This is a genomic window from Caballeronia sp. Sq4a, assembly GCF_023170545.1.
Lineage (GTDB): Bacteria > Pseudomonadota > Gammaproteobacteria > Burkholderiales > Burkholderiaceae > Caballeronia.
Window position 1 is genome coordinate 47,522 of the sequence record NZ_CP084253.1, and the last position, 25,159, is coordinate 72,680.

Consider the following 25,159-nt stretch of genomic DNA (forward strand, 5'->3'; position numbering starts at 1 on the left):
GAGACGCCTCAGGGCCGCGCTCGTTCCCAGCTCAGAACCGGATGCGTCGCGTTGGCGGGCATCGTCCACGCGCCGCCCGCGCCGAAGTTCCACGACGCGAAGTTGCCCGGCATGCGCATTTGCGCGTTCGAGAGCCCGTTCGCGTCGCCCGGCGCGGTACCGTTGTTGAGGGCCACGGCGTTCGTGAGCGTCGTCGTGTCACGGTTCCAGTACACGTTGCCGATCACGCCCTCGTTCATCGCCGCGATGCCGCCGTACCCGGCAAACGGAGGTCCGCCGCCGCCGACCTGACCGACCGCGAACGACTCGTTGATGACGCCCGCGCTGCCGTTGTCGTAGACCAGTCCGCCGTCGCCGGTCTGGCCGCCCGTGCTGCCGGTCGCGTAGGACTGCGTGATGGTGCCATTATTGAAGGAGACGAGCCCGCCCACCGATGCGTGCGAGCCGCCGGTCAGATTGCCCGTCGCATACGACTGCGCGATGGTCCCGGTATTCACGCCCACGAGGCCGCCCGACGGCCCCTGGAAGCCGACCGTCGCGCTACTCGACGAACGCTCGATGCGGCCGTTGTTCGCGCCGACGAGCCCGCCGTTTCCGCCGCCGCCGAAACCGCCGTACGACAAGTCGCCCGAGGTCGAGGCATACGTGATGAGGCCGTTGTTCTGCGCGGCGAGCAGGCCGTAGGTTCCGGGCGCGCCGCCGCCCACGCTGGCGTTCGTCAGCTTGATGTCGCGCACGACGCCGCTCGCGCCGATCACCCCGAACATGCCGACGTAGCCCGACGACGAAGAGTCGTTGACCGCGAGCTGGTCGATGGTGTGCCCGAAGCCGTCGAACTGGCCGGTGAACGGCGTGGCGGCCGTCGCGCCGATCGGCGTAAAGAAGTTGGGATACGCGGTCGCGCTCGCGTCGATGTCCTTGCCGAGCGCATAGTTGCCCGCGAGGTTCTGCGACACGCGGCCGAGATCGGCGAGCGTGTTGACGAGCTTGTACGCGGTGATCTGCGTGACGACGCCGCTATACGGCGCGGCCGTCCAGCCGGCGTGCGTGAGCAGCGTGCCGGGCGCGTAGCTGCCGTTCATGTCGTAGAGCGCGCTCACGATGCCCGTGCTGCCCGACCAGTCGATCTTGCCGCGATTGGTCACGCTGCCGCCGTTGTCGACGCCTTTGGCATCGGCGCGCAGCATGAGATTGCCGCCGCCCGTGTTCGCGATAGTCGATGTCTGCGCTACCGTGACGCCATGCCCCGCGGCGAGCGTCAACGACGCGTTGCCGTTCCATCGCACGTTGCCGTTCACGGTCAGATCGCCGCCGGACTGCGCATTCACGGACGTGCCGTTGGCGAGGCCGCGCGACAACGCATTCGCGGTGGCGCTGTCGATGGTCAAGGTCGGCGACGCGAGCGACCACTCGCCCGCGACAACGTTTGCGTTCGCGACATCGAGCGTGGCCGCGCGGGTTTCGACCGTGCCCCCGCTGCCGGTGGCATTCGTCGCGGCGAGGGTGCCCGCTGCATGCACCGCGCCCTGATCGGCGACGAGCCACACGTGGCCGTCGCGCTTCGCGGTGCCGGTCGCGCGGATCGCCGCGTTGTTGCCCGCGAGCGCGTAGACGTTGCCGTCGGCGGCCTGAAGGCTCGCTTGCGCCGCGTGGATCACGCCCGCGTTCGCGACCGTGCCGTGGCTGCCCGTCTGCACGAAAATCTGCTGGCCGCTCGATGAATCGTGCAGCAGCACTTGCGTGCCCGCCGCCAGTTCGGCGGAGCCTTTGGGCGCGTCGATGGAGCCGGCGTTCACTGCAGCCGTGCGCGAGACGAGGAAGACATCGCCGCCGCTCGATCCGATCTTGCCGAGATTCACCACGACGCCGCGGCCGTCGCCGGAAAAGGTGAGGTCGCCGCCCTTCATGAAGGCCGCATCGCTCACGTTCAGCGACGACGCGACGAAGCGCCCGCCCGTCGCGACCACGCCGCCCGGCCCGATCACCACGCCCTGCGGGTTGATGAGATACACGCTGCCGCTCGCGGTGAGCTGGCCGAGAATGGTGGACGGATCGCCGCCCGTCACGCGATTGAGCGTCGCGCCGTTGCCGTTGTTGAACGTGACCTGCCGGCCGTTACCGATCGAAAAGCTCTTCCAGTCGATCACGCCGCGCGGCGAAGTCTGGTCGATCACGAGCGACCGGCCGCCGCCGGTGATCGAGCCGCTGCCCACGGCGAACTGGCCGCCGCTCGGAAGCGGGGGCGCGGCGTGCGCACAGTGAAGACCGACGATAAGCGGCACGATGGCCGAAAGCGGCCGAAGCCGCGAGGCGCGACTGAAAGAACCGATGCTGCGCTGCATACACCCTCCGGGCTGTGTCGATTTGTTTTGTCGTCTTTTGGCCGCTGACGGTGTAGCCGCGCCGTCGTCGGCTAGCGAGAGGGCGAACATCGATGTGCGAGCAGGCGGCACGAATTTAGCAACGCGCCCGAACGCCGAAGTGTGGGCTACCGCACATAGCCGCTGCAGAAAAAATCCGCGCGGCCGAAGGCTTGCTGCAAGGCGCGGGCAACCGGCTTGTCAAGTGAAATAAGCGTGGGAAGAAGGGCGTTCTGTCGGACGAATACAACGCCGCGCGCGGGGTTGCGCGACTTTAGCGCGAGGGCCGCCGCCGGTCCGTCAGTTGGACGACACAAGCGTGGAAAATGCGCTGGACGAGTTCGCTCTCGTAGTCGAGATCGTCGCCTTCGATGATCTTTTCGATGGCGCTGCGTCCCGCTTCGGTATCGAGCAGCGGACAGAAGCGCGACGCGAGCGCCTGCGCGGTGACGGAGAGCTTGGCGGTCTCGATCCAGTCGGCGGCGCGGTTGTGGTTGTCCAGCCAGCGATGCGCCGCGCGCACCTGAAACGACGGTTCGGGCCACGCGCCTTCGAGATAGAACGCGCCGAGAAAGCCGCATGTGAGCCAGCAGAGAAGATGCACCCGGTCGTCGGGTCCGAGCGGATAGCGGACTTGACTCATGATGGCACCACATGACACGGCGACGCGCGACGGCTTGAAGATAGCACGCCGCGACGTTTGCGCGGGGCCTCAGTCCTCTTCGAACAAGTCCCTATATTGATGCGGCTGCGAGCGCAGATACTGCTTCGGCGCGCGCACGTGCGCGCCCAGTTGCGCCGCCGCGTGCCACGGCCAGCGCGGGTCGTAGAGCGCGGTGCGGGCGAGCGCGATCATGTCCGCGTCGCCCGTTCCGATGATGCTCTCCGCCTGCTCGATGCCGGTGATGAGCCCCACCGCGACGACCGGCATCTTCACCGCGCCCTTGACCGCGCGCGCAAGCGGCACCTGATAGCTGGGACCGACGGGAATCTTCTGCGCCGGGTGCAGGCCGCCGCTCGACACGTGGATCGAATCGCAGCCGCGCGCCTCCAGCGCGCGCGCGAAGGCGATGGTCTGTTCGATATCCCAGCCGCCATCCACCCAGTCCGTGCCGGACACGCGGACCGTCACCGGCCGGTCCTCGGGGAAGGCGCCGCGCACGGCGTCGAAGACTTCGAGCGGAAAGCGCATGCGGTTTTCGAGCGAGCCGCCGTACTCGTCGTCGCGCCGGTTCGAAAGCGGCGACAGGAACTGATGCAGCAGATAACCGTGCGCCGCGTGGATCTGAATGAGGTCGAGGCCGAGTCTTGCGGCGCGTTTCGCTGAAGCGGCGAAGGCGTCGCGGATGCGCTCGAGCCCCGCGCGGTCCAGCGCGACGGGCGGCGTTTCGTTTTCCTCGAACGGCACGGAGGAGGGCGCTTCGGTCTGCCAGCCATGCGCGTCGTCGGGCGCGAGCTGCGCGCCGCCTTCCCACGGCACTTCCGTCGATGCCTTGCGGCCCGCATGGCTCAACTGGATGGCGATCGGCATGTCGGACCAGCGGCGAATGCCCTTCAGCGTGCGTTCGAGCGCGGCTTCGGTCTCGTCATTCCATAGGCCGACATCCGCCCACGTGATGCGGCCTTCGGGCAGCACGGCGGTCGCCTCGATAGTGAGCAGCGCCGCGCCCGACAACGCGAGTTGGCCGAGATGGATCAGATGCCATTCGTTCATGCAGCCGTCTTCGGCCGAGTACTGGCACATCGGTGCAATGACGATGCGGTTCGCCAGTTCGAGGTTGCGCACGCGCGTGGGAGTAAACAGAGCGGCTTGTGGCATAGGGAGTCTCCGGAATGACAGGTGGTCGGAGAGGGCAGCAATCGATATTCCGGCATGCGGTGCCATGCGCGCGAACCGCCTACCATTGCATGCTAAATGAAGGCCGTCTCATAAGCGTTTGTTAAGGAACCGTTCCGGAAAATGCAGGTTGGCCCGCCCGGCGGGCGCCCCACAAAAACAACCTGAGAGGTCGCCGCCATGCCGCATGCCTTTGCCCGTCGACCGAGCCTCTGTGCATGATGCAGGGCGTCTGCACGTCTTTCCCGCTGAAGCTGGCCGACGACGCCGCGTGGCGTTATCACGACCTCGCGAAATCGCGGGCCGTCGACCGGCCGCCCGCGAGCGGCGAGTTGTGCGTATGGCTCATCACGAGCGAATTCCGCTTTGCGTCGGCGTCGAACGTTGGAAGCTGGTTGAATGTCGCGGAGCGCAGGCGCGCGCGGCTCCATCCGCATTCGGCCATCGGGCGGCGTTTCGGCGTGGCGCGCGCGACGCTGCGGCTCGTCGTCTCGCAGATGTTCGATTGCCGTCCGCAAGAAGTGCAGGTCGAGGACGGCCCGGACGAGCGCATCATCGCCACCGATCCCCGCGGCGAACGCAGCGTTTGCGTCGATGTCGCGTATTCGGGCATCTGGATCGTGATCGCGGTGGGCGCGGCGAGCGTCGGCATCGGCGTCACGGTGGATGCGCTCGCGGATGCGGCGCGCATCGCGAAGACGCGCGCCGAGCGGTGCGACAGCGGCGCGGATGCATCGTGGCACGCGATCGTGCTGCCGATGCCCGGCGAGATACGCGGTGTCGTGGCGGTCGGCGGCGCGGTGACGGACGTGCAGGCGTTCGGCTGGGAGAAGCCGGCCGAAGCCGATGCGGTGAAGTCGGGGCGGTAAATGCCGGGCGCGGCGGGACATCCGCAGGAAGCATCAATTTACTTTGAACGACGAATAAATTACGGCGCTAGAACACGCCAATCCAGTGAATGACCCAGTATTGCGCGATGCCGAGCGTTTCATGCACGACGTGATAGGCGACGAGGAAATTCTTTCGCCGCGGAACGAGCGATACTGTGGCGCTGTCCGAAAAGGCCGCCGCCGCGTGTGTGCGAATCCCCAGACCCTCGAAATTGAGCTGTGCGCGGCGCATGTGATAAGCGGAAGTCACGAGCGTGACGCTGTCGTGTGGCATGCCGTGCAGGATGCGGCTCACGTAACGGGCGTTCTGGCGTGTATTCGCGCTCTGCGTTTCGAGCGTGATGTCGCGCGGATCGACGCCTGACCCGACGAGCCACGGCTGGTAGAGCTGCGCGTCGGAGATGCCGTGGCCGTCCGGGTCGCCGCCGCTCACGATCACGGCGCACGTGCGTTCGTCGTGCTTGCAGGCGCGATACACGTCGGCCGTCTTCTCGATACGATAAAACGCATCGCGAGTCGGAACCCACGCGCCGCCTGGGCGTTCGCGGCGCGCGCCCGCACTCAGCAGCACGATCGCGACATGCTCTCCTTGCGATACCGCCGGCTCATCGCCGGGATCGCGGAAGGCGGCGCCCCAGACGCCGGAGCCGATCAACCAGACCCCGGCAAGCGCCGCCGCTGCCGCGATCAGCCAGGCGGGTCGTCCGGGCGCACGCAAAATCATCAGGCTTTCGCGGCCGCTCCCGGCATCGGTTCGCTCTCGTAAGGCGCAGCATGCGTGACGCCCTTGGGCTTCGCGATGATTCCGATACTGAAACACAGCTGCGCGGGCAGAAAGCCGAACGGATGCCCTGATACTTCCACGATATCGAAGTACTTTTTCATTTGCTGCACGAGCGCGCCGTAGTCAAACCCCTTGTGCTCGTTGCGCCGCACGCGCTCCATTCTGCCGAGCGTCGCGTTCATGAGCTCATCGAACGAATAGGCGTGCGCGTCCTTGCTCAGCATGCGCTTGAGCGTCCACTTGGTCAGAAATACGATGCCCTTTTCGTTCGGCACCGTGACGAACAGGTAGCCGTCGAGATGCTCCGCGATCTTGCGCAGATAGCCATCGACGAGATGCGGCGGCACATGTTCGAGCGTTTCCATTGACACGGCGATATCGAAGCGTTCGTCGTCGGCCAGCGCCATGTGTTCGGGCTGCGTCGCCTCGTGGAAGACGAAGTCGGCGTGCTCGCCCCATTTCTTCGCGGCGATGTCGAGGCCGCCTTCCCAGTTTGCGTCGTACCCGACGTACTTCTTCGGCGCGGTGGGAAGGAACTCGATCAGCTTTCCGTCGAAGCAACCGAGTTCCAGCACCGAGCCGGATGCGCAGCGCCGCCGGGCCAGCTCGCGGGCGATCCAGTTGAAACGCGCCAGATGGAACCGGCCGCGGACTCCGCCGGAGAAGAGGCGTTCGTTATAGCCATAGCCGTCTTTTTTGCTTTTCATTGATGTCCCTTGTTTCGTCAGATGGATGTATGCGATTCACCTTGAACGGCGGGTACCAAAAAAAGATAGGTATCCTAAGCGGAATGAAGGCTCGGAACGACTTGTTCAGGGGTGCCGATCCATGCAGGAAGGCGACGCCATTTCTTTGCGAACAATCTAGTCCAGCGGGCAACGGACCTATGTGGCGTACCGCACAATGCGCACACGTGCGCGGGCCGGCGGGCGCACGGAATGCGCAAGAGAAAGCGGGTGAACAGGTCGACGCGAAACGTCCAACGAATGGCGGCGATGGTCGTTCACATCGGACGAAACACCTTAGGCATAATACTCGTCACCCGAGGATATTGAGCGCGCTTGCCTATGACACGCCCCGCCCTGGAATGCCGCCGCCTTCACAAAACCTATGGTCCCGGCAGAACCATTCTTGCAGGGCTGGACTTCACGCTCGGCGCGAGCGAATTCATCGCGATCATGGGCGACTCGGGCGTGGGGAAATCCACGCTGCTCAATCTGGTCGCGGGCCTCGACGCCCCCGACAGCGGCGAGATTCTGATCGACGGCGTGCCCATCTCCGCGATGAGCGACGAAGCCGCCACCAAAACGCGGCGCGAAAAGCTCGGCTTCGTGTTTCAGGCGTTTCACGTGCTGCCGCATCTCACGCTGGTGCAGAACGTCGCGGTGCCGCTGCTCCTGAACGGCCTGCCGACCACGCCCGCCCACGGCATGCTCGCGGCCGTCGGTCTCTTCAATCGTCAGAACGATCTGCCGCGCCAGCTTTCCGGCGGCGAACTTCAGCGCGTGGCCATCGCGCGGGCGCTGGTGCATCGCCCGCGACTGATACTCGCCGACGAACCGACCGGCAATCTGGATCCGCAAACGGCCCACGAAATTCTCGGCCTCTTCCACGCCGAAACGAAAGCGACCGGTGCCGCCGCGATCATGGTCACGCATTCGGAAGCGGCCGCCGCGTTCGCCGACCGCGTGCTGATCCTCGCCGACGGCACGTTGCACGAAGCCGCGTCGCTCGCGGCGTTCAACGAGTCGCGCGCGCGATGACGGCGCGCGCCGCCGGTCATCGCATGCTCGCGCGCTGGCTGCTGGGCGCTCAATGGCGCAGTCATCGCGGGCGGGCGCTCGTCGCCGTGCTGACGATCGCGCTCGGCGTCGGGCTCGGTTACGCGGTGCAACTCATCAACAGCGCGGCCTTCAACGAATTTTCCGCCGCCGCGCGCAGCCTGTCGGGGCAGGCGGACTTGCAGGTGCGCGGCGCGCAACAGTTCATCGACGAGCGCCTTTATCCGATGCTCGCCATGCGCCGGGGCGTGGTCGTGGCGAGCCCCGTGCTGGAACTCGACGTCGCCGTGCCGAAGCAGACCGCGCCGCTCAAGGTGCTCGGCATCGACGTGTTTCGCGCAAAGCGCATCGCGCCCGATCTGACCGGCGTGCCGTCGCCGCAGACGCCGCTCGACGTCTTGTCGGACGACGCCATCTTTCTGTCGACCGCCGCGCAGCAATGGCTGAACACGCGCGTGGGCGCGGACGTCGATTTGCAGAATGGCACGTCGCCGGTGCGCTTGCGCGTCGCGGGCGGCATCGTGCGGGCGTTGCCGGGTCAGCGTATCGGCGTGATGGATATCGCCGCCGTGCAGTCGCGCTTCGGCGTGCAGGGGCGGCTCTCGCGCGTGGACCTGCAACTCGCGCGCGGCGTCGATCGCGAAGCGTTTCGTCGCGCGTTGCAGGATGAACTGGGGCCGCGCTTCGTCGTCGCGGAGACGCGCGACACGGAAAGCCGCACCGACAGGCTGTCGCGCGCCTACCGCATCAACATGAACGTGCTCGCGCTGGTTGCGCTCTTCACCGGCGCGTTCCTCGTCTTTTCGACGCAGGCGGCGGGCGTCGTGCGACGCCGCGCGCAGTTCGCGATGCTGCGCGTCCTCGGCATGACGCGGGGTCAGCTCGTGCGGCAGATCATGTCCGAAGGCGCGTTGCTCGGCGTTGCGGGCGCGCTGTTGGGCATCGCGCTCGGCTTTGCGGTGGCCGGGCTCGCGCTGCGCTTTTTCGGCAGCGATCTCGGCGGCGGCTACTTTCCGGGCGTGCAGCCGCGCGTGCATTTCGAGCCGGTCTCGACCGCGATCTTTCTCGCGCTCGGCTTGGGCGTCGCGCTCGCGGGCACGTTCGTTCCCGCGCTCGAAGCGGTTCGCGCGCGCCCCGCGCCGGCGTTGAAAGCGGGCAGCGAGGAAGCCGCGCTCTCGCCGCTTTCGACGCCGTGGCCCGCGCTCCTGTGCCTCGTCGCGGGCGCGGCGCTCACGCAGGCGCCGCCCATCGACGATGCGCCCATCGCGGGCTATCTCGCCGTCGCGCTTCTGCTGGTGGGCGGCATCGCGCTGATGCCGCGGCTCACGGCGATGGTCTTCGGCGCGGCGAGCGCGGCTTACGCGTGGCTGCGCCGCAATCATGGCCGCAGTGCGGTGGGCACGCTCGCGCTCGCGCGGCTCGCGAACGCGCCGGGGCAGGCGTCGATCGCCATGGGCGGCGTGCTGTCGAGCTTCACGCTGATCGTCGCGATGGCGATCATGGTGGCGAGTTTCCGCATATCGGTGGTGGACTGGCTGGAGCATCTGCTTTCCGCCGATGTCTATGCGCGGCTCGCATCCACCGGCGATACGGGCGGACTCACGCCGCAGCAGCAGGCGCAGATCGCGGCTACCGGCGGCGTCGCGCGGGCGGCGTTCTCGCGTTCTTCGCAAGTGACGCTCGATGCCTCGAAACCGCCCGTCGCCGTGATCGCTCGCGAGATCAACGGCGCGGACCCCGGCGCGATGCTGCAAATGACCGGCGCGACGTTGCCGCCCGAAGCATGGCGCGCCGACGAAACGCCCGTGTGGGCGTCCGAGGCGATGGCCGATCTGTACGGCTATCGCACCGGCCAGCGCGTCACGCTGCCGCTCGGCGGCGCGGACGAACATTTCGTCGTGGCGGGCATCTGGCGCGACTACGTGCGGCAGACCGGCGCGCTGCAATTCCGGCTCGCGGACTATCGGCGGCTGACGGGCGACATGGGCGCGACCGAAGTGGCCATCACGCTGCGCCCGGGCGTGCGGGCAGGGCAGGTCATCGCGGCGCTGCAAAGCCTGCCGTTCGGCGACGCGCTCGAATTCTCGCAGCCCGGGGACATCCGCTCGCGCACGCTGACCATCTTCGATCGCAGCTTCGCAGTGACGTACCTTTTGGAAGCGGTGGCGATCATCATCGGCTTGTTCGGCGTCGCGGCGACGTTCTCGGTCCAGACGCTCGCGCGCTCATGTGAATTCGGCATGCTGCGCCATGTCGGCGTGACGCGAAAACAGATCCTCGCGCTGCTCGCCTCCGAAGGCGGCCTGCTGACGCTGCTCGGCATTGCCATGGGCTGCGTGCTCGGCTTCGCCATCAGTCTGATCCTCGTTTTCGTGGTCAATCCGCAATCGTTCCACTGGACCATGTCGCTGCATGTGCCGTGGACGATGCTCGTCGTCATCGGCGCGGTGATGCTCGTGTCTTCCTGCACGACGGCGGTGCTGGCGGGGCGGCGCGCCGTATCGGTCGACGCGGTGCGCGCCGTGCGGGAGGACTGGTGATGCGCGGCTTCAGCTTCTTTATCGCGATGCTCCTGGCGCTCGCCGCATTTTTTTCGACGAGCGCGCTCGCCGCCGATGCGCCGTTCGCGGCGGTCGTGCCGGGCCGGGCGATCGACTGGCCGCAGGACAGCGGCGCGCATCCCGCGTACCGCACGGAGTGGTGGTATGCGACCGGCTGGCTGCAGACGCCGGACAAGAAGCCGCTCGGTTTCCAGATCACGTTCTTTCGCTCGAATACGGGCAAGGCCGGCGGCGGCGCGTTCGATCCGTCGCAGGTCATCGTCGCGCACGCCGCGCTCTCCGATCCGGCGTTCGGGCGGCTCGTGCACGATCAGGACATCGCGCGGCAGGGCTTCGGGCTCGCGTATGCGGCGAACGGCAACACCGACGTCAAGCTCGACGCATGGCGCATGGTGCGCGAAGCCGATGGCCGCTACACCGTGAGCGCGGATGCCGCCGGCTTCGCGCTGCATCTCACGTTCACGCCGACGCAGCCGCCGATGATTCAGGGCGAGCGCGGCTATTCGCGCAAGGGGCCGTCGCCGGAAGAAGCGAGCTATTACTACAGCGAACCGCAATTGCAGGTGACGGGAAGCGTCACGCGGCCGTCGGCGAAAGGCCCGGGCGATACGGTCGATGTCACCGGCAGCGCGTGGCTGGATCACGAGTGGTCGAGCACCTTGCTACCCGCCGACGCCGCCGGCTGGGACTGGCTCGGCGCGAACCTCGACGACGGTTCCGCGCTGATGGCGTTCAAGGTCCGCAGCCGCGACGGCCGCGCGGTCTGGGCGCACGCCGCGCTGCGCGACCGCGATGGCCGCACGACGCAGTTCAGTCCCGGCGATGTCGAGTTCACGCCGGAACGCCAGTGGCGCTCGCCGCGCACGAACACGCGCTATCCGGTCGCGATGACCGTGCGCGTCGGCGCGATGCGCTGGCGTCTCGCGCCGCTCATCGACGATCAGGAACTCGACTCGCGTGATTCCACCGGCGCGGTGTACTGGGAAGGCGCCGTGACGGTGACGGGCCAGGGCCAGGCGGAAGGCAAGGGCGGACGCGGCTATCTCGAACTCACGGGCTACGGCAAGGAGGCCGAAGCAGGGAAGCGGTGACCAAGCGGCGACCGATCGGCCGTCAGCAAGAACCCCGAAATAGGCCGACAATATAGGGGTTTACGCAAATTCACCGCCTCGACTCATCATGTCTGACTTAGCCAGCCCTCTTCGCCGCCGCACCGAGATCAACCCGAAGCCGTTGACCGTTGCCGGCCTCCTTCTGCTTGCCGGTATGCTCTATCTCGCGCAGACTGCCGGCGCGCGTCAGGCCGCGCTGTATGTGGTCGGCGCGCTGCTCGGCGTCGCGCTCTATCACGCCGCTTTCGGCTTCACGTCCGCGTGGCGCGTTTTCATTGCCGATGGCCGCGGCGCCGGCCTGCGCGCGCAAATGCTCATGTTGGCCGTGGGCGTCGCGTTGTTCTTTCCCGCGCTGTCGGCCGGGTCGCTTTTCGGCATGCCCGTGACCGGGCTCGTGTCGCCTGCGGGCACGTCGGTGATCGTGGGCGCGTTTCTGTTCGGCATCGGCATGCAACTGGGCGGCGGCTGCGCATCCGGCACGCTCTATACGGTCGGCGGCGGCAGCACGCGCATGATCGTGACGCTTGCCGCGTTCATCGTCGGATCGGTGATCGCGACCGCGCATATGCCGTTCTGGACCGCGCTGCCTTCGTTGCAGCCCATCTCGCTCGTGAAGTCGCTGGGCCTCGCGCCCGCGCTCGCGGTCAACTGGATCGTGTTCGCGCTGATCGCCGCGCTGACGGTCGTCATCGAGAAGCGCCGGCACGGCAAGCTCGTCGCCGCGCACGTGCAGCCCGCGCACACGTCGCCGTGGCTGCATGGTCCGTGGCCGCTCTTGGCCGGCGCGCTGGCGCTCGCGGTGCTCAACTTCGCGACGCTCGCGCTGTCGGGCCGGCCGTGGGGCGTCACGTCGGCGTTCGCGTTGTGGGGCGCGAAGGCGGCCTCCGCCATCGGCTTCGACGTCGCTAGCTGGCCGTACTGGATGAGCAAGCCGAACGCCGCGACGCTCGCCGCGCCGGTCTCGCACGATGTGACGTCCGTGATGGATATCGGCATCGTGCTCGGCGCGATGCTCGCCGCCGCGCTCGCGGGCCGCTACGCGCCGGTGTGGCGCGTGCCGATGCGCTCGCTGATCGCCGCCATCGTCGGCGGTCTGCTGCTCGGCTACGGCGCGCGGCTCGCGTACGGATGCAATATCGGCGCGTACTTCAGCGGCATCGTGTCGGGCAGCCTGCACGGCTGGCTGTGGCTCGTGGCGGCGTTCTTCGGCAACGTGCTCGGCACGCGCCTGCGCCCGCTCTTCGGGCTGGAAGTGGAACGCGTCAGGCCGACGGCCTGTTAAGAAGTCAACGCGACGGCCACCGGTTCTCGAAGACGCATTCTTCGTGGGGCCGGCGCGTGGCCCAGCCCTCGGTTTCCAGCATCGGCGCGTCGTAGAACCGCTCGACGTGTCCGACGCAAAGAATCGCCACGGGCCGCGCGCCTGCGGGCATCGCGAGCACGTCGGCGATTTCCTGCGGATCGAAAAGCGACACCCATCCCATGCCGATGCCTTCGGCGCGCGCCGCCAGCCACATGTTCTGAATGGCGCAGGCCACCGACGCGAGATCCATCTCGGGCAGCGTCCGGCGGCCGAACACATGGCGCTCGCGGCCGTCCATCAGCGCCATCACGAGCACCTCCGCGCAATCGCGCATGCCCTCCACCTTCAGTTTCATGAACGCATCGCGCCGCTCGCCGAGCGCATCGGCGGTCAGCAGGCGCTCGCGCTCGACCGCCGCGTGAAGTTGCGCGCGAATCTCGGGGCACGTGATCCGGACGATGCGCCACGGCTGCATGAAGCCGACGCTCGGCGCATGCAACGCGGCGTCGATGAGCCGCTGCATCACGGCCGGCGCGACGGGATCGCTCACGAAATGGCGCATGTCGCGGCGCTCCTGAATGGCGCGATACACGGCGTTGCGTTCGGATTCGCTGAAGGTCTGGTTATCCATGATCTCGAAAGGATTGCGGTAGCGCCACTCTATCCGCATCGCGCGATGTCGCACAGGCCGCCAGTCGCGAAAGCGTCGCGGCGGCCTTCGCTCAGTACGCCTTGCATTTGCATAACGGTGCGGTAGCCCACCTTCGCGGCGAGGAAAATCAGCGAACATGCGCGAGGCTGTCCGGAACAGTCGCCTGACCGATATCAGTCTCGTGCCGAGCTGCGGGGCTGGGTCGACACATCGTCTGGAGATCGCCATGTTTAACGAACCCGTTCTGCGCCGCGGTGTACGCTGGATGCTGCTCGTCGTGATGTATTACGTGGTCGCGGCGGCATCGTACAACGGCTATTTCACGAAGTGGCAATTCCGCGACCAGACGCCGGAATGGGCGTTGCCCGCCATGCTCGATGGCACGATCGATCGTCCCTTCGTTTATCGCCAGTTATTGCCGATGCTCGCGAACGGCGTCGAACGCGCCATGCCGGAGAAGCTGAAGACGAAAGTCGACGCGCTTCTGATGGACGACAACCGCACGCATCATCCGATCACTTGGTTTTACCCGAGCGCCGTCGACGCGCGTAATCCGCAATACGCGCTGCGCTATTACCTGATCTTCGGCATGTCGTTCACCGCGCTCTTTCTGGCGATGTTCGCGATGCGCGCCGTCTGCATGACCTTGCAGGCGGACAGAACCGCAAGCACGCTCGCGCCGATGGCGCTCGCCGCGATATTCCCGCTGATATTGACCGACGGCGCCTATTTCTACGACTTCCCCGAACTCCTTTTCATGATGCTCGCGGTATGGCTCGCGGCGACCGGACGAGCGTTATGGCTGATTCCGCTCACGGCCATCGCGACATTGAACAAGGAATCGTTTCTCTTCTTCACGCTGACGTTGTTTCCGTTTCTTCACGCGCGACTTTCCTTGCGTCGCGCCGTGATCGTGCAAGCGGTGTTGCTCGCCATTGCGGCGGCGGTCAATCTGGCCATCAAGCTGAAATATGCGGGAAATAGCGGCGATGTCGCGCAGTTCCATCTGTTCCATAACCTCGACTTTCTGATTCATCCGTTGAGCTATCTGCGCTTCGAATACAACTATGGCGTCGTGATGTCGAAGGGTTTCAACGTCATCAACATCGTGATTGCCGTTGTTCTGCTGCGCTCCGGCTGGAGCAAGCTGCCGGTCGTCTTCCGGCGTCATGTTTGGATCGCGCTCGCCGTGAACGTGCCGCTTTTCATCACGTTCGGATTCCACGATGAATTGCGCAATCTGAGCATGTTGATCGTCGGCCTTCTAATGATCCTGTGCGTGAACATTGCCCTCGTGCTGGCGTACGAGCGCGCGGGCGCAACCGCCGATGCGCGAAGCGATGTGCCCGACACGCCCGCCGCGACGCCATTGCGCGACCGAAACGCCATGGCCCGTTCCGCTCGTTGATCCACCGTAGCCGCGCGTATTTTGTCGGGAGACCGATTCATGCCATTCGATCACGGCGTCTTCACCGTTTCTCTCGACTTCGAGTTGCTATGGGGCGTGCGCGAGACGCGCACGATCGAGAGCTACGGGGAAAACTTGCGCGGCGTGCGGCGCGCCATTCCCGAGATGCTGCGCGTGTTCGGCGCGAGCGGCATTCACGCGACCTGGGCGACGGTAGGCTTCCTGTTCCATCGCGATGTCGCCGAACTCAAGGCGAATCTGCCGGACGCGCGGCCCCGCTATACGCGCCCCGGCATCTCGCCCTATGAGTACATCGAAGCCGCCCGCGAACTCGATCCGCTCTATCACTTCGCGCCGGAACTGATCGAGCGCATTGCGCGCCAGCCGGGACAGGCCATCGGCACGCATACGTACTCGCACTACTATTGTCTGGAAGAAGGGCAGGGCGTGCGCGAATTCGAAGCCGATCTCGCGCGCGCCGTCGAAGTGGCGCAACGCGCGGGCGTGTCCGTGCGAAGCATCGTGTTTCCGCGCAATCAGTGCAACGACGCGTACCTCGCTTCGCTTACGCGCTTCGGGGTGCTGTGCTATCGCGGCACGCAAGAGGGGCACGCCTATGCGGCCTCCGACAAGGCAGGCCAGAGCCGGCTCAAGCGAGCGACGCGCCTGCTCGATGCCTACATCGACCTCTCAGGCCACAACACCTATGCGCTCGACGACTGCTATCGCGCGATGCCGTTCAATTTCCCGGCCAGCAGTTTCCTGAGGCCGTATAAGCGCAAAACCGCGTGGCTGGACGGTCTTCGCTTGAAGCGAATCACCGACGCGATGACCTATGCGGCCATCAACAAGCGGCTCTATCACCTGTGGTGGCATCCGCACAACTTCGGACGCGACACGGCGCAGAACATCGCATTGCTGCAGCGCATCGCGGACCACTACGCGCATCTGCGCGACAAGTACGGGTTCGTGTCGATGAACATGGAAGAACTGTGCGCGCTCGCCGCCCGGCATCGGACGGACGAGCCCGAATACAACGCGTCCGAAGCGGCGAACTGAGCCGCCGCTTCGGTTCCTTCTAGCGCCGCGTTTCTTGCGACGTGGCCGGCGTGATCGACGAATGGCCGACCAGAAAGCGCGGTGTCCTGAAGTGCACGATGCACGCGTAGAACCACACGTAGACGCTCACGAAGACGAGGTCGGTGGCGAATAGCACGACCGGCTCGTTCCAGAACAACGACGCCGGCACGACGCCCACCGAGCACAGCACCCACAGATACGGCGACGTGCGCGCATTGCGGCGTCCGCGCTGCCGTACATCGCGATAATCGGCGCCGCGCAGCGCAATCCGCCGATACACGAGCGTATGCAGATGCACGCCGTCCGGTTCGCTGACCGGCCGCCCGCGCACCAGCTTGCGTCGATAGATCGAGAAAATGGTCTCGAAGAGGGGATAGATGGCGACCACGGCCGCGTACCACGCAGAAACAGCCGGGTGGCGCGCGATCAGGAGTACGAGCAGTTCCGCCATGACGAAGCCGATGAAATAAGCGCCGCCATCGCCGAGAAAGATCGCGGCGCCCGGATAGTTCCAGACCGCAAAACCGAGGATGGTGCCGATCATCGTCAGCGCAACGCTCATGATGAGCCAGTCGCCCACTTGATGCGCGACATAGCCTATCGAGCCGAAGATGAGGATGGACGATACCGAAGCGAGGCCGTTCATCCCGTCGATCAGGTTGATCGCGTTGGTGAGCCCGGAGACTGTGAGCACGGTCAGCGCGATGGCGAGCGGCATCAGCGCGAGACCGCGGTCGACGATGGGCAGGTCCACGCGCCCGATCACCGCATTCAACGCGTAGACGCCGCCGATCGCGCCGGCCATCGCCGCGAGCAACCGTGCGCGCGGACTCACGCGCTTGGTCAGGTCCTCCACGCAGCCGGCCATGAACGGAACGGCCGCGCATCCGAGCAGCAACAGAGACTCGCCGCGCGGGTTGGCGCCGAACAGGCCGCCCATGACGAACGTAATACCCGTTCCTCCGATGATTGCGATGCCGCCGACACGCGGAACCGGAAACGCATGATTTTTCTGCACTCCCGTGAGATCGCTGTCGAGCCATCTGGATCCCGCATGGCTCGTGTATTTGACGATCAGAAGAGTCAGACAAAACGAAGTGAAGCAGCCGAGGGCAAGGTTCAGCATTGTCGTTTACTCATTTTGTCAACAGTGCGGACGATTCGGTTCGGAACATGCTGCACCTGCGAACGATGGCCGCGAATTGGTACGGTCCGGCCGTGCGTTTAAGCAAATGCAACACACCTGCTTCGGCTAAAAAAGAAACACCGATAAATAAGGGCTCCGAAGTCCCGTTTAGAAAAGCCTTTATTATGAATAATCAGGGAATTCCCGCGCGTGCGCGGATGTTTGGAGTCCGAATATCATCGCGCGGACAGCCGTTTCGGTAACTAGGTTTTTCGTTGACGAAATGTTGGCTAGACCTCGTATTGATCCAAAATTGGCGGGTCGCAAAAGCCTACGTTTGTGCTTTAGCGACCTTGCCGACATATCTCGTGTCGCCGTCATGACAACCGAACGATCATGCAATGTCCGGAGCGGCCCATCGGCGCACGATATAGCGGCCTTCGCGCTTGCGCGCGAGGTCGTCGCTGACCACGCGAGCAGGCGCGCCCGCGACCGTCACGTTGGAAGGCACATTCGAGGTCACGACGCTTCCCGCGCCGATAGTCACCGAATCGCCAATCAATACGTTCTCGACAATGCACACGTTTGGGCCGATATATACGTTGTCCCCAATGGTCGCGGCTTGTCCGTGATTAGAGCCGATGGTCACGCCTTGAGAGAGATTGCAATTGGCGCCGATCACCGCTGTTTCATTCACGACGATGGTGCCGAAATGGCCGATGTAGAGTCCCGGCCCGATACGCGTTCCCACCGGAATGACAATGCCGAATTGCCGCTGTTTGCGGCGCAATATGATTCTAAGGAGTACGCCGGACAGTCCTCGGGAATACCCCGATGCAAGGCGAAACCACACGGAGTAATTGAATCCTTCGGATGAAACGAACTTGCGAATGAATGCGCCGGTACCGACCGATCCGGCGTAGCGGTAGAGATCGCTTCTGATAAGGTCGAGGGGCTTCATTGCTCGATTTGTCGTGTGAGTTGAAGAGCGGAGAGGGCGGTCGTTGCCGCCTAGCCTAACGGGGACGAGCGAGCATATAAGTGTGAGAACTCACATTTCGTTTGACTTATTCCATATGAAGCGCGCATGCGCCTGAACGGTATGCAAAGAAGACTCGCGATCCAGATGATTGCTTCGGGTGTCCTGATGAAAAGCGTCGCGCCACGGCTCGCGTGGGCCGACGATACAGTCGATGCCGCCACCTTCGGCGTGAAGGGCGACGGCGCGACGAACGATCGCGTCGCGCTTCAGAAGGCCATCGACGCTTCCGTCGGCAAGACGCTCGTGATCGGCGGCCGCTGCCGCATCGACGCGAGCGGCGTCGAACTCAGGAGCGGATCGCGCGTGCGCTTCCGGCCCGGCGCATCCATCAAGCTGCTGTGGCACGACACGCCGTTCTATCAGATCATCCGCATCTGGGACGTGAACGACGTCGTGCTGGAAGGCGCGATGCTCGACGGCAGCAAGGAACTGAACGCCGCGCCCGCCAAGCGCCACGAAGAGGGCTATGGCATGGGCATCTCGGTGGCGGGCAGCGCCAATGTGACGATTCGCTCGGCAACGACCATCGGCTGCTGGGGCGACGGCGTGTACATCGCGAACAGTTACCGGCCGAGCGCTACCGCGCCGGATGGCATTCGTCTCGTCGATCACCGCGCGGTCGGTTGCCGGCGACAAGGCGTGTCCATCATCAGTGGCCGCAACATCACCATCGAGCGCGGCGTATGGGAAGACATCGGCGGCACGGCGCCTTCCGCGGGACTCGATATCGAGCCGAACTCGAATCGGGACGTGCTCGAAAACATCCGCGTCGTCGATCCCGTCACGCGCCGCTGCAAGATCGGCATTCTCGTGTTCCTCGCGCAATTGCCGGGACCGAGGGCGAAGAATGTCGATATTCGGATCAGCGGGCATCGCGATGAGAATTCGGCCGACAACGCGTTCAGCGTTTCGGGGCTCGATACGAAAGGCTGGATCGTAAAAGGCCGCGTGGAAAGTCGCGGGCCTACGTGGGTGAATTCCCGGCTTGCGTCGGTCGAGAACGTGGACTACGACAAGCGCGGTCCCGCTGTCGTCGTGACGGACCTGCGGCTCGTCCGATAGTGCCATCCGCGCGTTGTGTGACAACGTACAGACTCGATGCGTGCGCCGCCGCACGCTCGTATTCGGACGATATTCCTTTGGGAATCCTTAGATGAAAGCACGGGCAATGCGATTGAGCGACGCACAGGCGTCTCGGACAGGGCATCGCGCGCAGAACTTCTTTGCGACGCCGAGCGGCTGGGCTTATATCGCCATTGCACTCGTCATTCTTTATCTGATGGCGACGAGTCCGCGCGAGGTGTCCACGCTGCTCGACCAGGACAACTACCTCGAATACTTCCGCCGCACGACGTGGGACTGGTTCGTCACGTCCTATTATCAACGGACATCGACGCTCGCTTTTGTCATCAGCACGGTCACGGAGGAATTCGGCTGGCGCGCATGGGTGGTCGGGCTGAATGCGCTCGGCTTGTCGCCTGAGACGGGCGTGCGCGTGACCGTGGTGCTGCTCAACACGCTGATCTTCATCGCGCTGCTGGAAGTGCGCAGGCCGCTCGTCGGGCTATGCCTGTGGGCGGTCGTGCCAATGGCGCTCGCCACGGTCGGCACATTCCAGATTCGTCAGGGCATGGGCTTTTCCATCGCCATGCTGCTTTCGCTGCGGTATCAGCGGCCTCTGACGGGTTGGGTCCTCGCGAGCTTCGTCCACACGACGTTCGCCGTTCCGGCGCTGTTGCTCGTAGCGATCCGCGCGTGCGGCGACCGCCGGCGGCTATCGTTCGCATGCGCGGGCGTCACGGCGCTCGTGCTCGTATCGTCAGCGGGCTTTTTGTTCCGCAATTTCGGCGGCCGACGCATCGACGAATATGCAGGCTATCAAAACGACTTCACGATGAAGCTCGTGATCCTGCTCGTCGTCTATATGACGGCATCGATCGTCATGCTGTATTCGGAATGGAAGAACAGGCCGAAGGCGCAGCCCACGGTCTGGACCGAGCTGGCCACCATGCATATCGTGCTGGTTTTCTATCTGGTGCTCGCGTTCGCGCTGTTCCCGTTCGGCAAGGGGCGCGTCTGGTATTGCGTGCAGTTGCTCTTGCCCTTCATCGTGGCGCAGATTCGCTTCCGCAACGCATTCTCGATCTGGTGGATCGTGGGCGTATTGCTGGTGCTATCCGCCGAGATCATCAAGAGCTATTTCGAGGGCGTCTACGCGTATTTCATCGGCAGCTAGACCGCGGGCGATTCGTCATCGGCGCAATGTGCGAGTCGATGACGAACGCCCGAGCGCGTCAGATCACGTCAGATCACGTTTTCTCCACCGGCATTTTGCGCAGACGCTTGGCGCCTGTCTTGGTCGCGGTCTTTTCGCCGCGCAGGACGGTACGCAGCGCGCCGAAGTCCGCGCGAACTTTCTCGATCTCGTAACGCGTGACGAGACGGCCGCCGAAGCCCGACAGGAAGTCGAGAATGCTGGCGGTGGAAATGCCGTCGAGATCGAACAGCAGCTTGCGTTCGCGGGCCACGCGCGCCGCTTCCCAGATCAGCAGGCTGATGGCGCCGCCGTGCGCTTCAGGAAGACGCGAAGACAGCAGGTAATAGAGCGCACGGTCGTCCCACACGAGAGCGGTCTCGGCCACGAGCTTGCCGCTCTGATCGAACGCGCCGAGCAACGTGCCCGACTTGCGCTGAAGCACCTCGGTAAGCAGTCGCCGCATGATCTGCGAGCCGTACACGTTGTTGCGCTTGCGCACGGCGAGGTTCTCGTCGTAGAAGCGCGTGAAGCCGTCCGGGCTGTCGATCTCGCGAATGGTGAGCTGCTCGCTCGCGCGCCTCACCCAGTTGCGGGTATTGCGGCGCAGGCCGGACCATGCCTCTTCTTCCGTCCGTTCGGCTGGCATTTCCATCGTGTAGCCGATCGACACGTCATAGCCGTGAATCATGAAGGCGAAGGCTTCGGCTTCCGACATGCGCGTGTCCATCAGTTGATGGAAATGCGCGACCGGCGGGAGTTTGGCGATCAATTGCCTCGTAATGTCCAGTCGATAACACCATTCGCGGTCGGGGGTGCCCAACTTCTGCGGCTTGATGATGGGCCCGAGCGTGCGGGTCATCGGCGGCAAGGCCGAGATGCGCCAGATGCCTTTGCGTTCGAGCGTGTACGGCATTTCGCCGATCACTTCATCGCCCTGTTTGACCTCGGCAATGCCCCACCTGCCGTCGCTGGTGATATCGAGCCACCACGGCTGATGAAAGATCGACCGTTCGAACGCTCCTTGCGGTCGAGCGTTGTCGTTCGCGCTCGTGACGACCTCTTTTGCTTTAGCCTTGGGTTTGTTCGGTTTGTTGGGTTTTGTCTTGGGTTTGGCTTTGACTGCTTCGGTATTCGTCGTATCGGGTAGAGCACTGACAGAAAAGCATTCGTTATCCATTGTCCCTCGCAACTCGGTTCATGATAGCCATGGGGCTAGATTCGGGCCTTTCGGCAGTATCAGGATCAGGCGCTGTGCGCGTTAGTCGACAACTTTCCGATGCCTCGCGTGGCGGGATGGAAAGCGTGTGCCGAGATCGGATCAAAGAGGCAATGCATATTTTTCGGCGATGTCAAGTTACGTCGTCGGGCGACGTATTACGGTGTTTTACCGCAGGGTATTGAGCATTCGCGTGAACCACTGTACGGCATCGCACGTTGCGCCCCTTGCTCGCCGATGCAAGATTTCAGGCGCAGGACACCCAAGGGTCCAGACTCGCGTACTTTTGTCCAACCCGTCGATCCCTGTTCCACGGGCGATCCTAAACCAAGCAAGGGCTTAGGCACATTCATGATTGCACCAGCACCGCACATCGAGATCATCAAATCACCCGAAGTATTCAAGGCACTCGAACCCGAATGGCAGGCGCTCTGGAAGCGCGCCAAGGGCCGCCATCACGAATCGTTCCCGGTTGCGTGGCTGAGCTGGGAGTGCGTCGCAAAACCGCTCGGGCGCGCGCTGCGGCTCATCGCGGTTCGTAGCGAAGGTCGTCTCATCGCGGTATGGCCCCTCGTGCGCTCGCGCAATCGGCTCTGGACCATCCTGCGTCCGTTGAGTCCGGAATCCGCCGACTATACGACCGTGCTCGCCGACCCCGACTACGCGTCGCCCGCGCTGACCGAAGCCGTCTGGCGCGCGGCGCGGGAGCAGTGCCCCTCGGACATTATCCTCCTTCCTTATCTGGACAAGACCGGCGATCTGTATCGGCTGGCGAGCGCCCACGACGGCATGATGGTCGCGAACGAGCATCCCTACGCCATTGCGCGACTCTCGCGCGAGAAGGACTGGGAGAGCTTCTCGGCGCCGCTCGGCACGCTATCCGGGAAGAAGCCCGGCGCGCTGCTCAGGCGTCTGGAGCGGCAGGGCAAGGTCGAGATCCGCATTCTCGGCCCCGACGACGCTGACGAGAACGCCCGCATGGTCGACTGGATGCTCGCCTGCAAGCGCAACTGGGCCGAGCGCGTCGACAAGAAGGGCGCATGGCTCTATTCGCCGCTCTTCCGCAATTATCTGGTGAGCATCCTCAACTACCCGGCCGGATCTGACTCGGAGCCCAGCGCGCGCATGATGGTGCTCACGCTCGATGGGGCGCCCATCGCGGCCAATATGATCGGGATGGGCACCGACAGCATTCTCGGCGCGATGGGCGGCTTCGACCGCCAGCACAGCAAGCTCGCGCCCGGCGCGATCACCACGGAGGCGTGGGTGCGCTGGGCGCTCGAACACCGGCTGGACTTCGACCTCGGCGTCGGGTCAGAGGCGTTCAAGCCGTACTGGAGCAAAGGCAATCTCGCGGTCGCGGTCAGCATTCAGATCGCCCAGTCTCCGTGGGGACGCGTCGCATTCGCCATGCAGGAAGGCATTGCGAAACTCGCCGCTATTCGCGCGGGAATGCGTCGGCCGAATAGCGATGCCACATCCGGCAAAACCCGTGGTGAATCAGTAGAAACCCGCACGAGCGAAGCCGCTAAATAATCTGAGTAAATCCGCCGGCTGGAAAATCGTGCAATAAAACACGCAGCCGGCGCATTAATTCAGAGGAATATTGCCAGAAAGAATTTCACTTTTCCTCAGACGTGAAAACCGTCGTCCTTTTGCGACGACGGATTAATTTCGCCGCTCGTGCGAAATTAATATCAATCCTCAGAAGTAATCCCCCGCGTTTTCCCGAATCCCCCGCCAGACGTGCGATTGAGGCGTACGTACGTCCTCGACATTATGACCTGTCCCCGCTATTTCGTTACAGCTCGTTACGAAACATTATTAATGATCATACAAGGTTATGTATCATACGTCCCCGGTGTCGGTATTAGATACCTTGTTACGCGAGCGTTATGAAGTAAGTTTGACCGGCATATTGGGAGTGGCTTGCTTTGGGCAATGTAGCGCCCCGGTTAAACCGCTCGGCAAATGTCGCCCGATCTATCGGTCTTCGACGAACGTTCTTTTCCTAGTCGCCTATCAATAACGTCAAGCACAATGTCCTTTTCTAAAAAAACCGTTAATTCCTTTTTCGAGCACACCGCCTCCCAAACCGAAAACCGCATTTTCACGCGCCGCAAGTTCGTAACCGCGCTTGTCATGGGCGCCGGCACGGCGGCACTGGCCGCGTGCGGCGGCGGCAGCGCCGACGACCTCGCCGCCACCGACAAGCGCTGGCACCGCGCGTCGACCGCTTCAAGCGCGTCGGCGGCGTCGAGCACCAGCGTGGCATCGTCGACGCAAGCGACCGCGAGCTCCTCCACCTCGGGCACCGTCGTCAACGCGAGTTCCTTCGGCGTGAAGGCCGATGGCGTGACCAACGACCGCGTCGCGCTGCAAAAGGCCATCGACGGCTCGGTGGGCAAGATTCTGCTGATCTCGGGCAAGGTGCGCATCGACGCGGCCGGCCTCGATCTGCGCTCCAATTCGCACCTGCGCTTCGCAAGCGGCGCGTCGATCAAGCTGCTCGCGCACAACACGGCGAGCTACCAGATGCTGCGCGTGTTCGACGTCGATAACGTTCAGATCGAAAACGCGACGCTCGACGGCAGCAAGGAGCTGAATTCGGCAACGAACGATCCGAACGACGGCGGGCAGGGCATGGGTATTTCGATTGCCGGCGGAACGAACGTCACGATCACCTCGCCGACCACCATCAACTGCTGGGGCGACGGCATCTACATCGGCAACTCGTATCGCACGGTCACGAAGGCAAGCAACGCGGTCATGATCACCAAGCACGTGGCGACGGGCTGCCGCCGTCAGGGCGCGACGATCACGAGCGGCAGCAACATCACGTTCGACTCGCCGACGTGGTCGACCATCGGCGGCACGATGCCTTCGGCCGGCCTCGACATCGAGCCGAACAACAACAACGCGGTGCTGCAGAACATCAAGATCATCAGCCCGACGACGAACAGCTGCCACTACGGCATCCTCGTGTACCTCGGCGCGTTCCCCGGACCGGTCGCGAAGGTCGTGTCGATCGACATCACGAACCACCACGACAACGCTTCGAACCATGTGGCGTACGCGGTCGGCGGCTTGCAGCTGAACGGTCGCTCGGTCACGGGCCATATCAGCAGCGACAACCCGGTGTACACGCATTCGGCGCTCGGCTTCAGCAAGACGGACTGGGATAACGCCGGCCCGTCGGTCGAAGTGACGAACATGACGTACACGCGCTAAGCGGCAGGCGTCCGTTGCCATGGACAGGAGAGCCGCCATTTCGTCGCGGCTCTTCTGTTTGTCGGCTGTCTCTGATTTCCACTCAGCGCCAACGCACTAAACTTCCAGGGAAATTTGCCGAAAACTTAAGGCATGGATGGTGCTCTAAAAGGGTGGCCCGATTGCGGTTTACCCGGGCACCGAATCATCTGGAGAGTGCATGAATTTCGCCACTACTGTCGGCACGATCGCGTTTTTCGCTGTCGTCGCTCTGGCCTTGCTGGCGCTGGCCGAGGTGCTGCTGCCGTCGCGGCGGCGCAACCGCCGGAAATCGGAGAACGCGGAGGCGTCGTCCGGATTGTTCGGCGGCATGCGTGCGCGGTTTCACAAGTCCGGGCCGCTGAAGCCGAACGAAGCGGCTCAGTCGTCGCGCTCGGGCCACTCCGACTAGCGCTTGCAGTTTTTTCAAAGTCGGCCGGTCATCGCGTTCAACGCCACCCAAAGCTTCAATCGTCAGTCTGTCGTGTCGTGGGCAACAGC

General features: G+C 64.2%; 21 protein-coding genes. 12 read left to right on the forward strand and 9 right to left on the reverse strand.

All coding sequences use genetic code 11. The features are described from left to right. Positions 1–8: 8 nt before the first annotated feature. The 3 genes from LDZ24_RS24790 to LDZ24_RS24800 form a co-directional block, all read right to left on the reverse strand. Positions 9–2,342 (reverse strand): filamentous hemagglutinin N-terminal domain-containing protein, encoded by a 2,334-nt coding sequence (locus LDZ24_RS24790; RefSeq protein ID WP_248324541.1) that lies wholly within the window; start codon positions 2,340–2,342, stop codon positions 9–11. 292 nt (positions 2,343–2,634) lie between these two features. Further along, entirely contained in the window at positions 2,635–3,003 is a 369-nt protein-coding gene (locus tag LDZ24_RS24795) for a hypothetical protein (protein WP_244850673.1), read from the reverse strand. 69 nt (positions 3,004–3,072) lie between these two features. Then, positions 3,073–4,179: an NADH:flavin oxidoreductase/NADH oxidase gene (locus LDZ24_RS24800; RefSeq protein ID WP_248324542.1), complete on the reverse strand. Its 1,107-nt coding sequence runs from the start codon at positions 4,177–4,179 to the stop codon at positions 3,073–3,075. A 236-nt stretch (positions 4,180–4,415) separates the two neighbouring features. Here LDZ24_RS24800 and LDZ24_RS24805 point away from each other — a divergent pair, with 236 nt between their 5' ends. After that, positions 4,416–5,066, forward strand: coding sequence for a hypothetical protein (locus LDZ24_RS24805; protein ID WP_248324543.1), 651 nt, complete (start codon positions 4,416–4,418; stop codon positions 5,064–5,066). Between the two features lie 67 nt (positions 5,067–5,133). On the opposite strand, the gene LDZ24_RS24810 is transcribed toward LDZ24_RS24805, so the two are convergent. Next, positions 5,134–5,811: a YdcF family protein gene (locus tag LDZ24_RS24810; protein WP_248324544.1), complete on the reverse strand. Its 678-nt coding sequence runs from the start codon at positions 5,809–5,811 to the stop codon at positions 5,134–5,136. Continuing rightward, positions 5,811–6,578: a bifunctional 2-polyprenyl-6-hydroxyphenol methylase/3-demethylubiquinol 3-O-methyltransferase UbiG gene (locus tag LDZ24_RS24815; RefSeq protein ID WP_248324545.1), complete on the reverse strand. Its 768-nt coding sequence runs from the start codon at positions 6,576–6,578 to the stop codon at positions 5,811–5,813. The genes LDZ24_RS24810 and LDZ24_RS24815 overlap by 1 nt, the downstream gene beginning before the upstream one ends. Before the next feature lie 360 nt (positions 6,579–6,938). On the opposite strand from LDZ24_RS24815, the gene LDZ24_RS24820 reads away from it, so the two are divergent. From LDZ24_RS24820 to LDZ24_RS24835, 4 genes are all read left to right on the forward strand, one after another. Continuing rightward, the gene (locus LDZ24_RS24820; protein ID WP_248324546.1) at positions 6,939–7,634 is read left to right on the forward strand and encodes an ABC transporter ATP-binding protein; all 696 of its coding nucleotides are present in this window, start codon (positions 6,939–6,941) and stop codon (positions 7,632–7,634) included. Then, on the forward strand, positions 7,631–10,192 hold the full coding sequence (locus LDZ24_RS24825) for an FtsX-like permease family protein (protein WP_248324547.1): 2,562 nt from the start codon (positions 7,631–7,633) through the stop codon (positions 10,190–10,192). The genes LDZ24_RS24820 and LDZ24_RS24825 overlap by 4 nt, the downstream gene beginning before the upstream one ends. A gap of 26 nt (positions 10,193–10,218) precedes the next feature. Next, the gene (locus LDZ24_RS24830) at positions 10,219–11,304 is read left to right on the forward strand and encodes a carotenoid 1,2-hydratase (RefSeq protein ID WP_248324772.1); all 1,086 of its coding nucleotides are present in this window, start codon (positions 10,219–10,221) and stop codon (positions 11,302–11,304) included. Positions 11,305–11,392: 88 nt separating this feature from the next. Next, positions 11,393–12,607: a YeeE/YedE family protein gene (locus LDZ24_RS24835; protein WP_248324548.1), complete on the forward strand. Its 1,215-nt coding sequence runs from the start codon at positions 11,393–11,395 to the stop codon at positions 12,605–12,607. Between the two features lie 4 nt (positions 12,608–12,611). On the opposite strand, the gene bluB is transcribed toward LDZ24_RS24835, so the two are convergent. Next, positions 12,612–13,259 (reverse strand): 5,6-dimethylbenzimidazole synthase, encoded by a 648-nt coding sequence (bluB, locus tag LDZ24_RS24840; RefSeq protein WP_248324549.1) that lies wholly within the window; start codon positions 13,257–13,259, stop codon positions 12,612–12,614. Between the two features lie 247 nt (positions 13,260–13,506). Between bluB and LDZ24_RS24845 the strand changes: the two genes are divergently transcribed. Both LDZ24_RS24845 and LDZ24_RS24850 read left to right on the forward strand, forming a co-directional pair. Further along, a complete protein-coding gene (locus tag LDZ24_RS24845; RefSeq protein ID WP_248324550.1) occupies positions 13,507–14,688 on the forward strand; it encodes a hypothetical protein in 1,182 nt (393 codons plus the stop codon). A gap of 39 nt (positions 14,689–14,727) precedes the next feature. Next, a complete protein-coding gene (locus LDZ24_RS24850; RefSeq protein WP_248324551.1) occupies positions 14,728–15,747 on the forward strand; it encodes a polysaccharide deacetylase family protein in 1,020 nt (339 codons plus the stop codon). Positions 15,748–15,766: 19 nt separating this feature from the next. Here LDZ24_RS24850 and LDZ24_RS24855 read toward each other — a convergent pair whose 3' ends face one another. Continuing rightward, the gene (locus tag LDZ24_RS24855) at positions 15,767–16,894 is read right to left on the reverse strand and encodes a glycosyltransferase (RefSeq protein ID WP_248324552.1); all 1,128 of its coding nucleotides are present in this window, start codon (positions 16,892–16,894) and stop codon (positions 15,767–15,769) included. A gap of 394 nt (positions 16,895–17,288) precedes the next feature. Then, positions 17,289–17,855, reverse strand: coding sequence for a serine O-acetyltransferase (locus LDZ24_RS24860; protein WP_248324553.1), 567 nt, complete (start codon positions 17,853–17,855; stop codon positions 17,289–17,291). A gap of 141 nt (positions 17,856–17,996) precedes the next feature. Between LDZ24_RS24860 and LDZ24_RS24865 the strand changes: the two genes are divergently transcribed. Together LDZ24_RS24865 and LDZ24_RS24870 are read left to right on the forward strand one after the other, a co-directional pair. Then, positions 17,997–18,998, forward strand: coding sequence for a right-handed parallel beta-helix repeat-containing protein (locus LDZ24_RS24865; protein WP_248324554.1), 1,002 nt, complete (start codon positions 17,997–17,999; stop codon positions 18,996–18,998). A 91-nt stretch (positions 18,999–19,089) separates the two neighbouring features. Next, entirely contained in the window at positions 19,090–20,172 is a 1,083-nt protein-coding gene (locus LDZ24_RS24870) for an EpsG family protein (protein WP_248324555.1), read from the forward strand. A gap of 73 nt (positions 20,173–20,245) precedes the next feature. Here the strand turns inward: LDZ24_RS24870 and LDZ24_RS24875 are convergent, their stop codons facing one another. Then, positions 20,246–21,370: a GNAT family N-acetyltransferase gene (locus LDZ24_RS24875; protein WP_248324556.1), complete on the reverse strand. Its 1,125-nt coding sequence runs from the start codon at positions 21,368–21,370 to the stop codon at positions 20,246–20,248. Between the two features lie 390 nt (positions 21,371–21,760). Here LDZ24_RS24875 and LDZ24_RS24880 point away from each other — a divergent pair, with 390 nt between their 5' ends. The 3 genes from LDZ24_RS24880 (at position 21,761) to LDZ24_RS24890 (ending at position 25,070) form a co-directional block, all read left to right on the forward strand. Further along, complete coding sequence (locus tag LDZ24_RS24880; RefSeq protein ID WP_248324557.1) at positions 21,761–22,945, forward strand: GNAT family N-acetyltransferase; 1,185 nt, start codon at positions 21,761–21,763, stop codon at positions 22,943–22,945. Between the two features lie 606 nt (positions 22,946–23,551). Further along, a complete protein-coding gene (locus tag LDZ24_RS24885; protein WP_248324558.1) occupies positions 23,552–24,640 on the forward strand; it encodes a hypothetical protein in 1,089 nt (362 codons plus the stop codon). 199 nt (positions 24,641–24,839) lie between these two features. Next, on the forward strand, positions 24,840–25,070 hold the full coding sequence (locus LDZ24_RS24890; RefSeq protein WP_248324559.1) for a hypothetical protein: 231 nt from the start codon (positions 24,840–24,842) through the stop codon (positions 25,068–25,070). Positions 25,071–25,159: the final 89 nt, after the last annotated feature.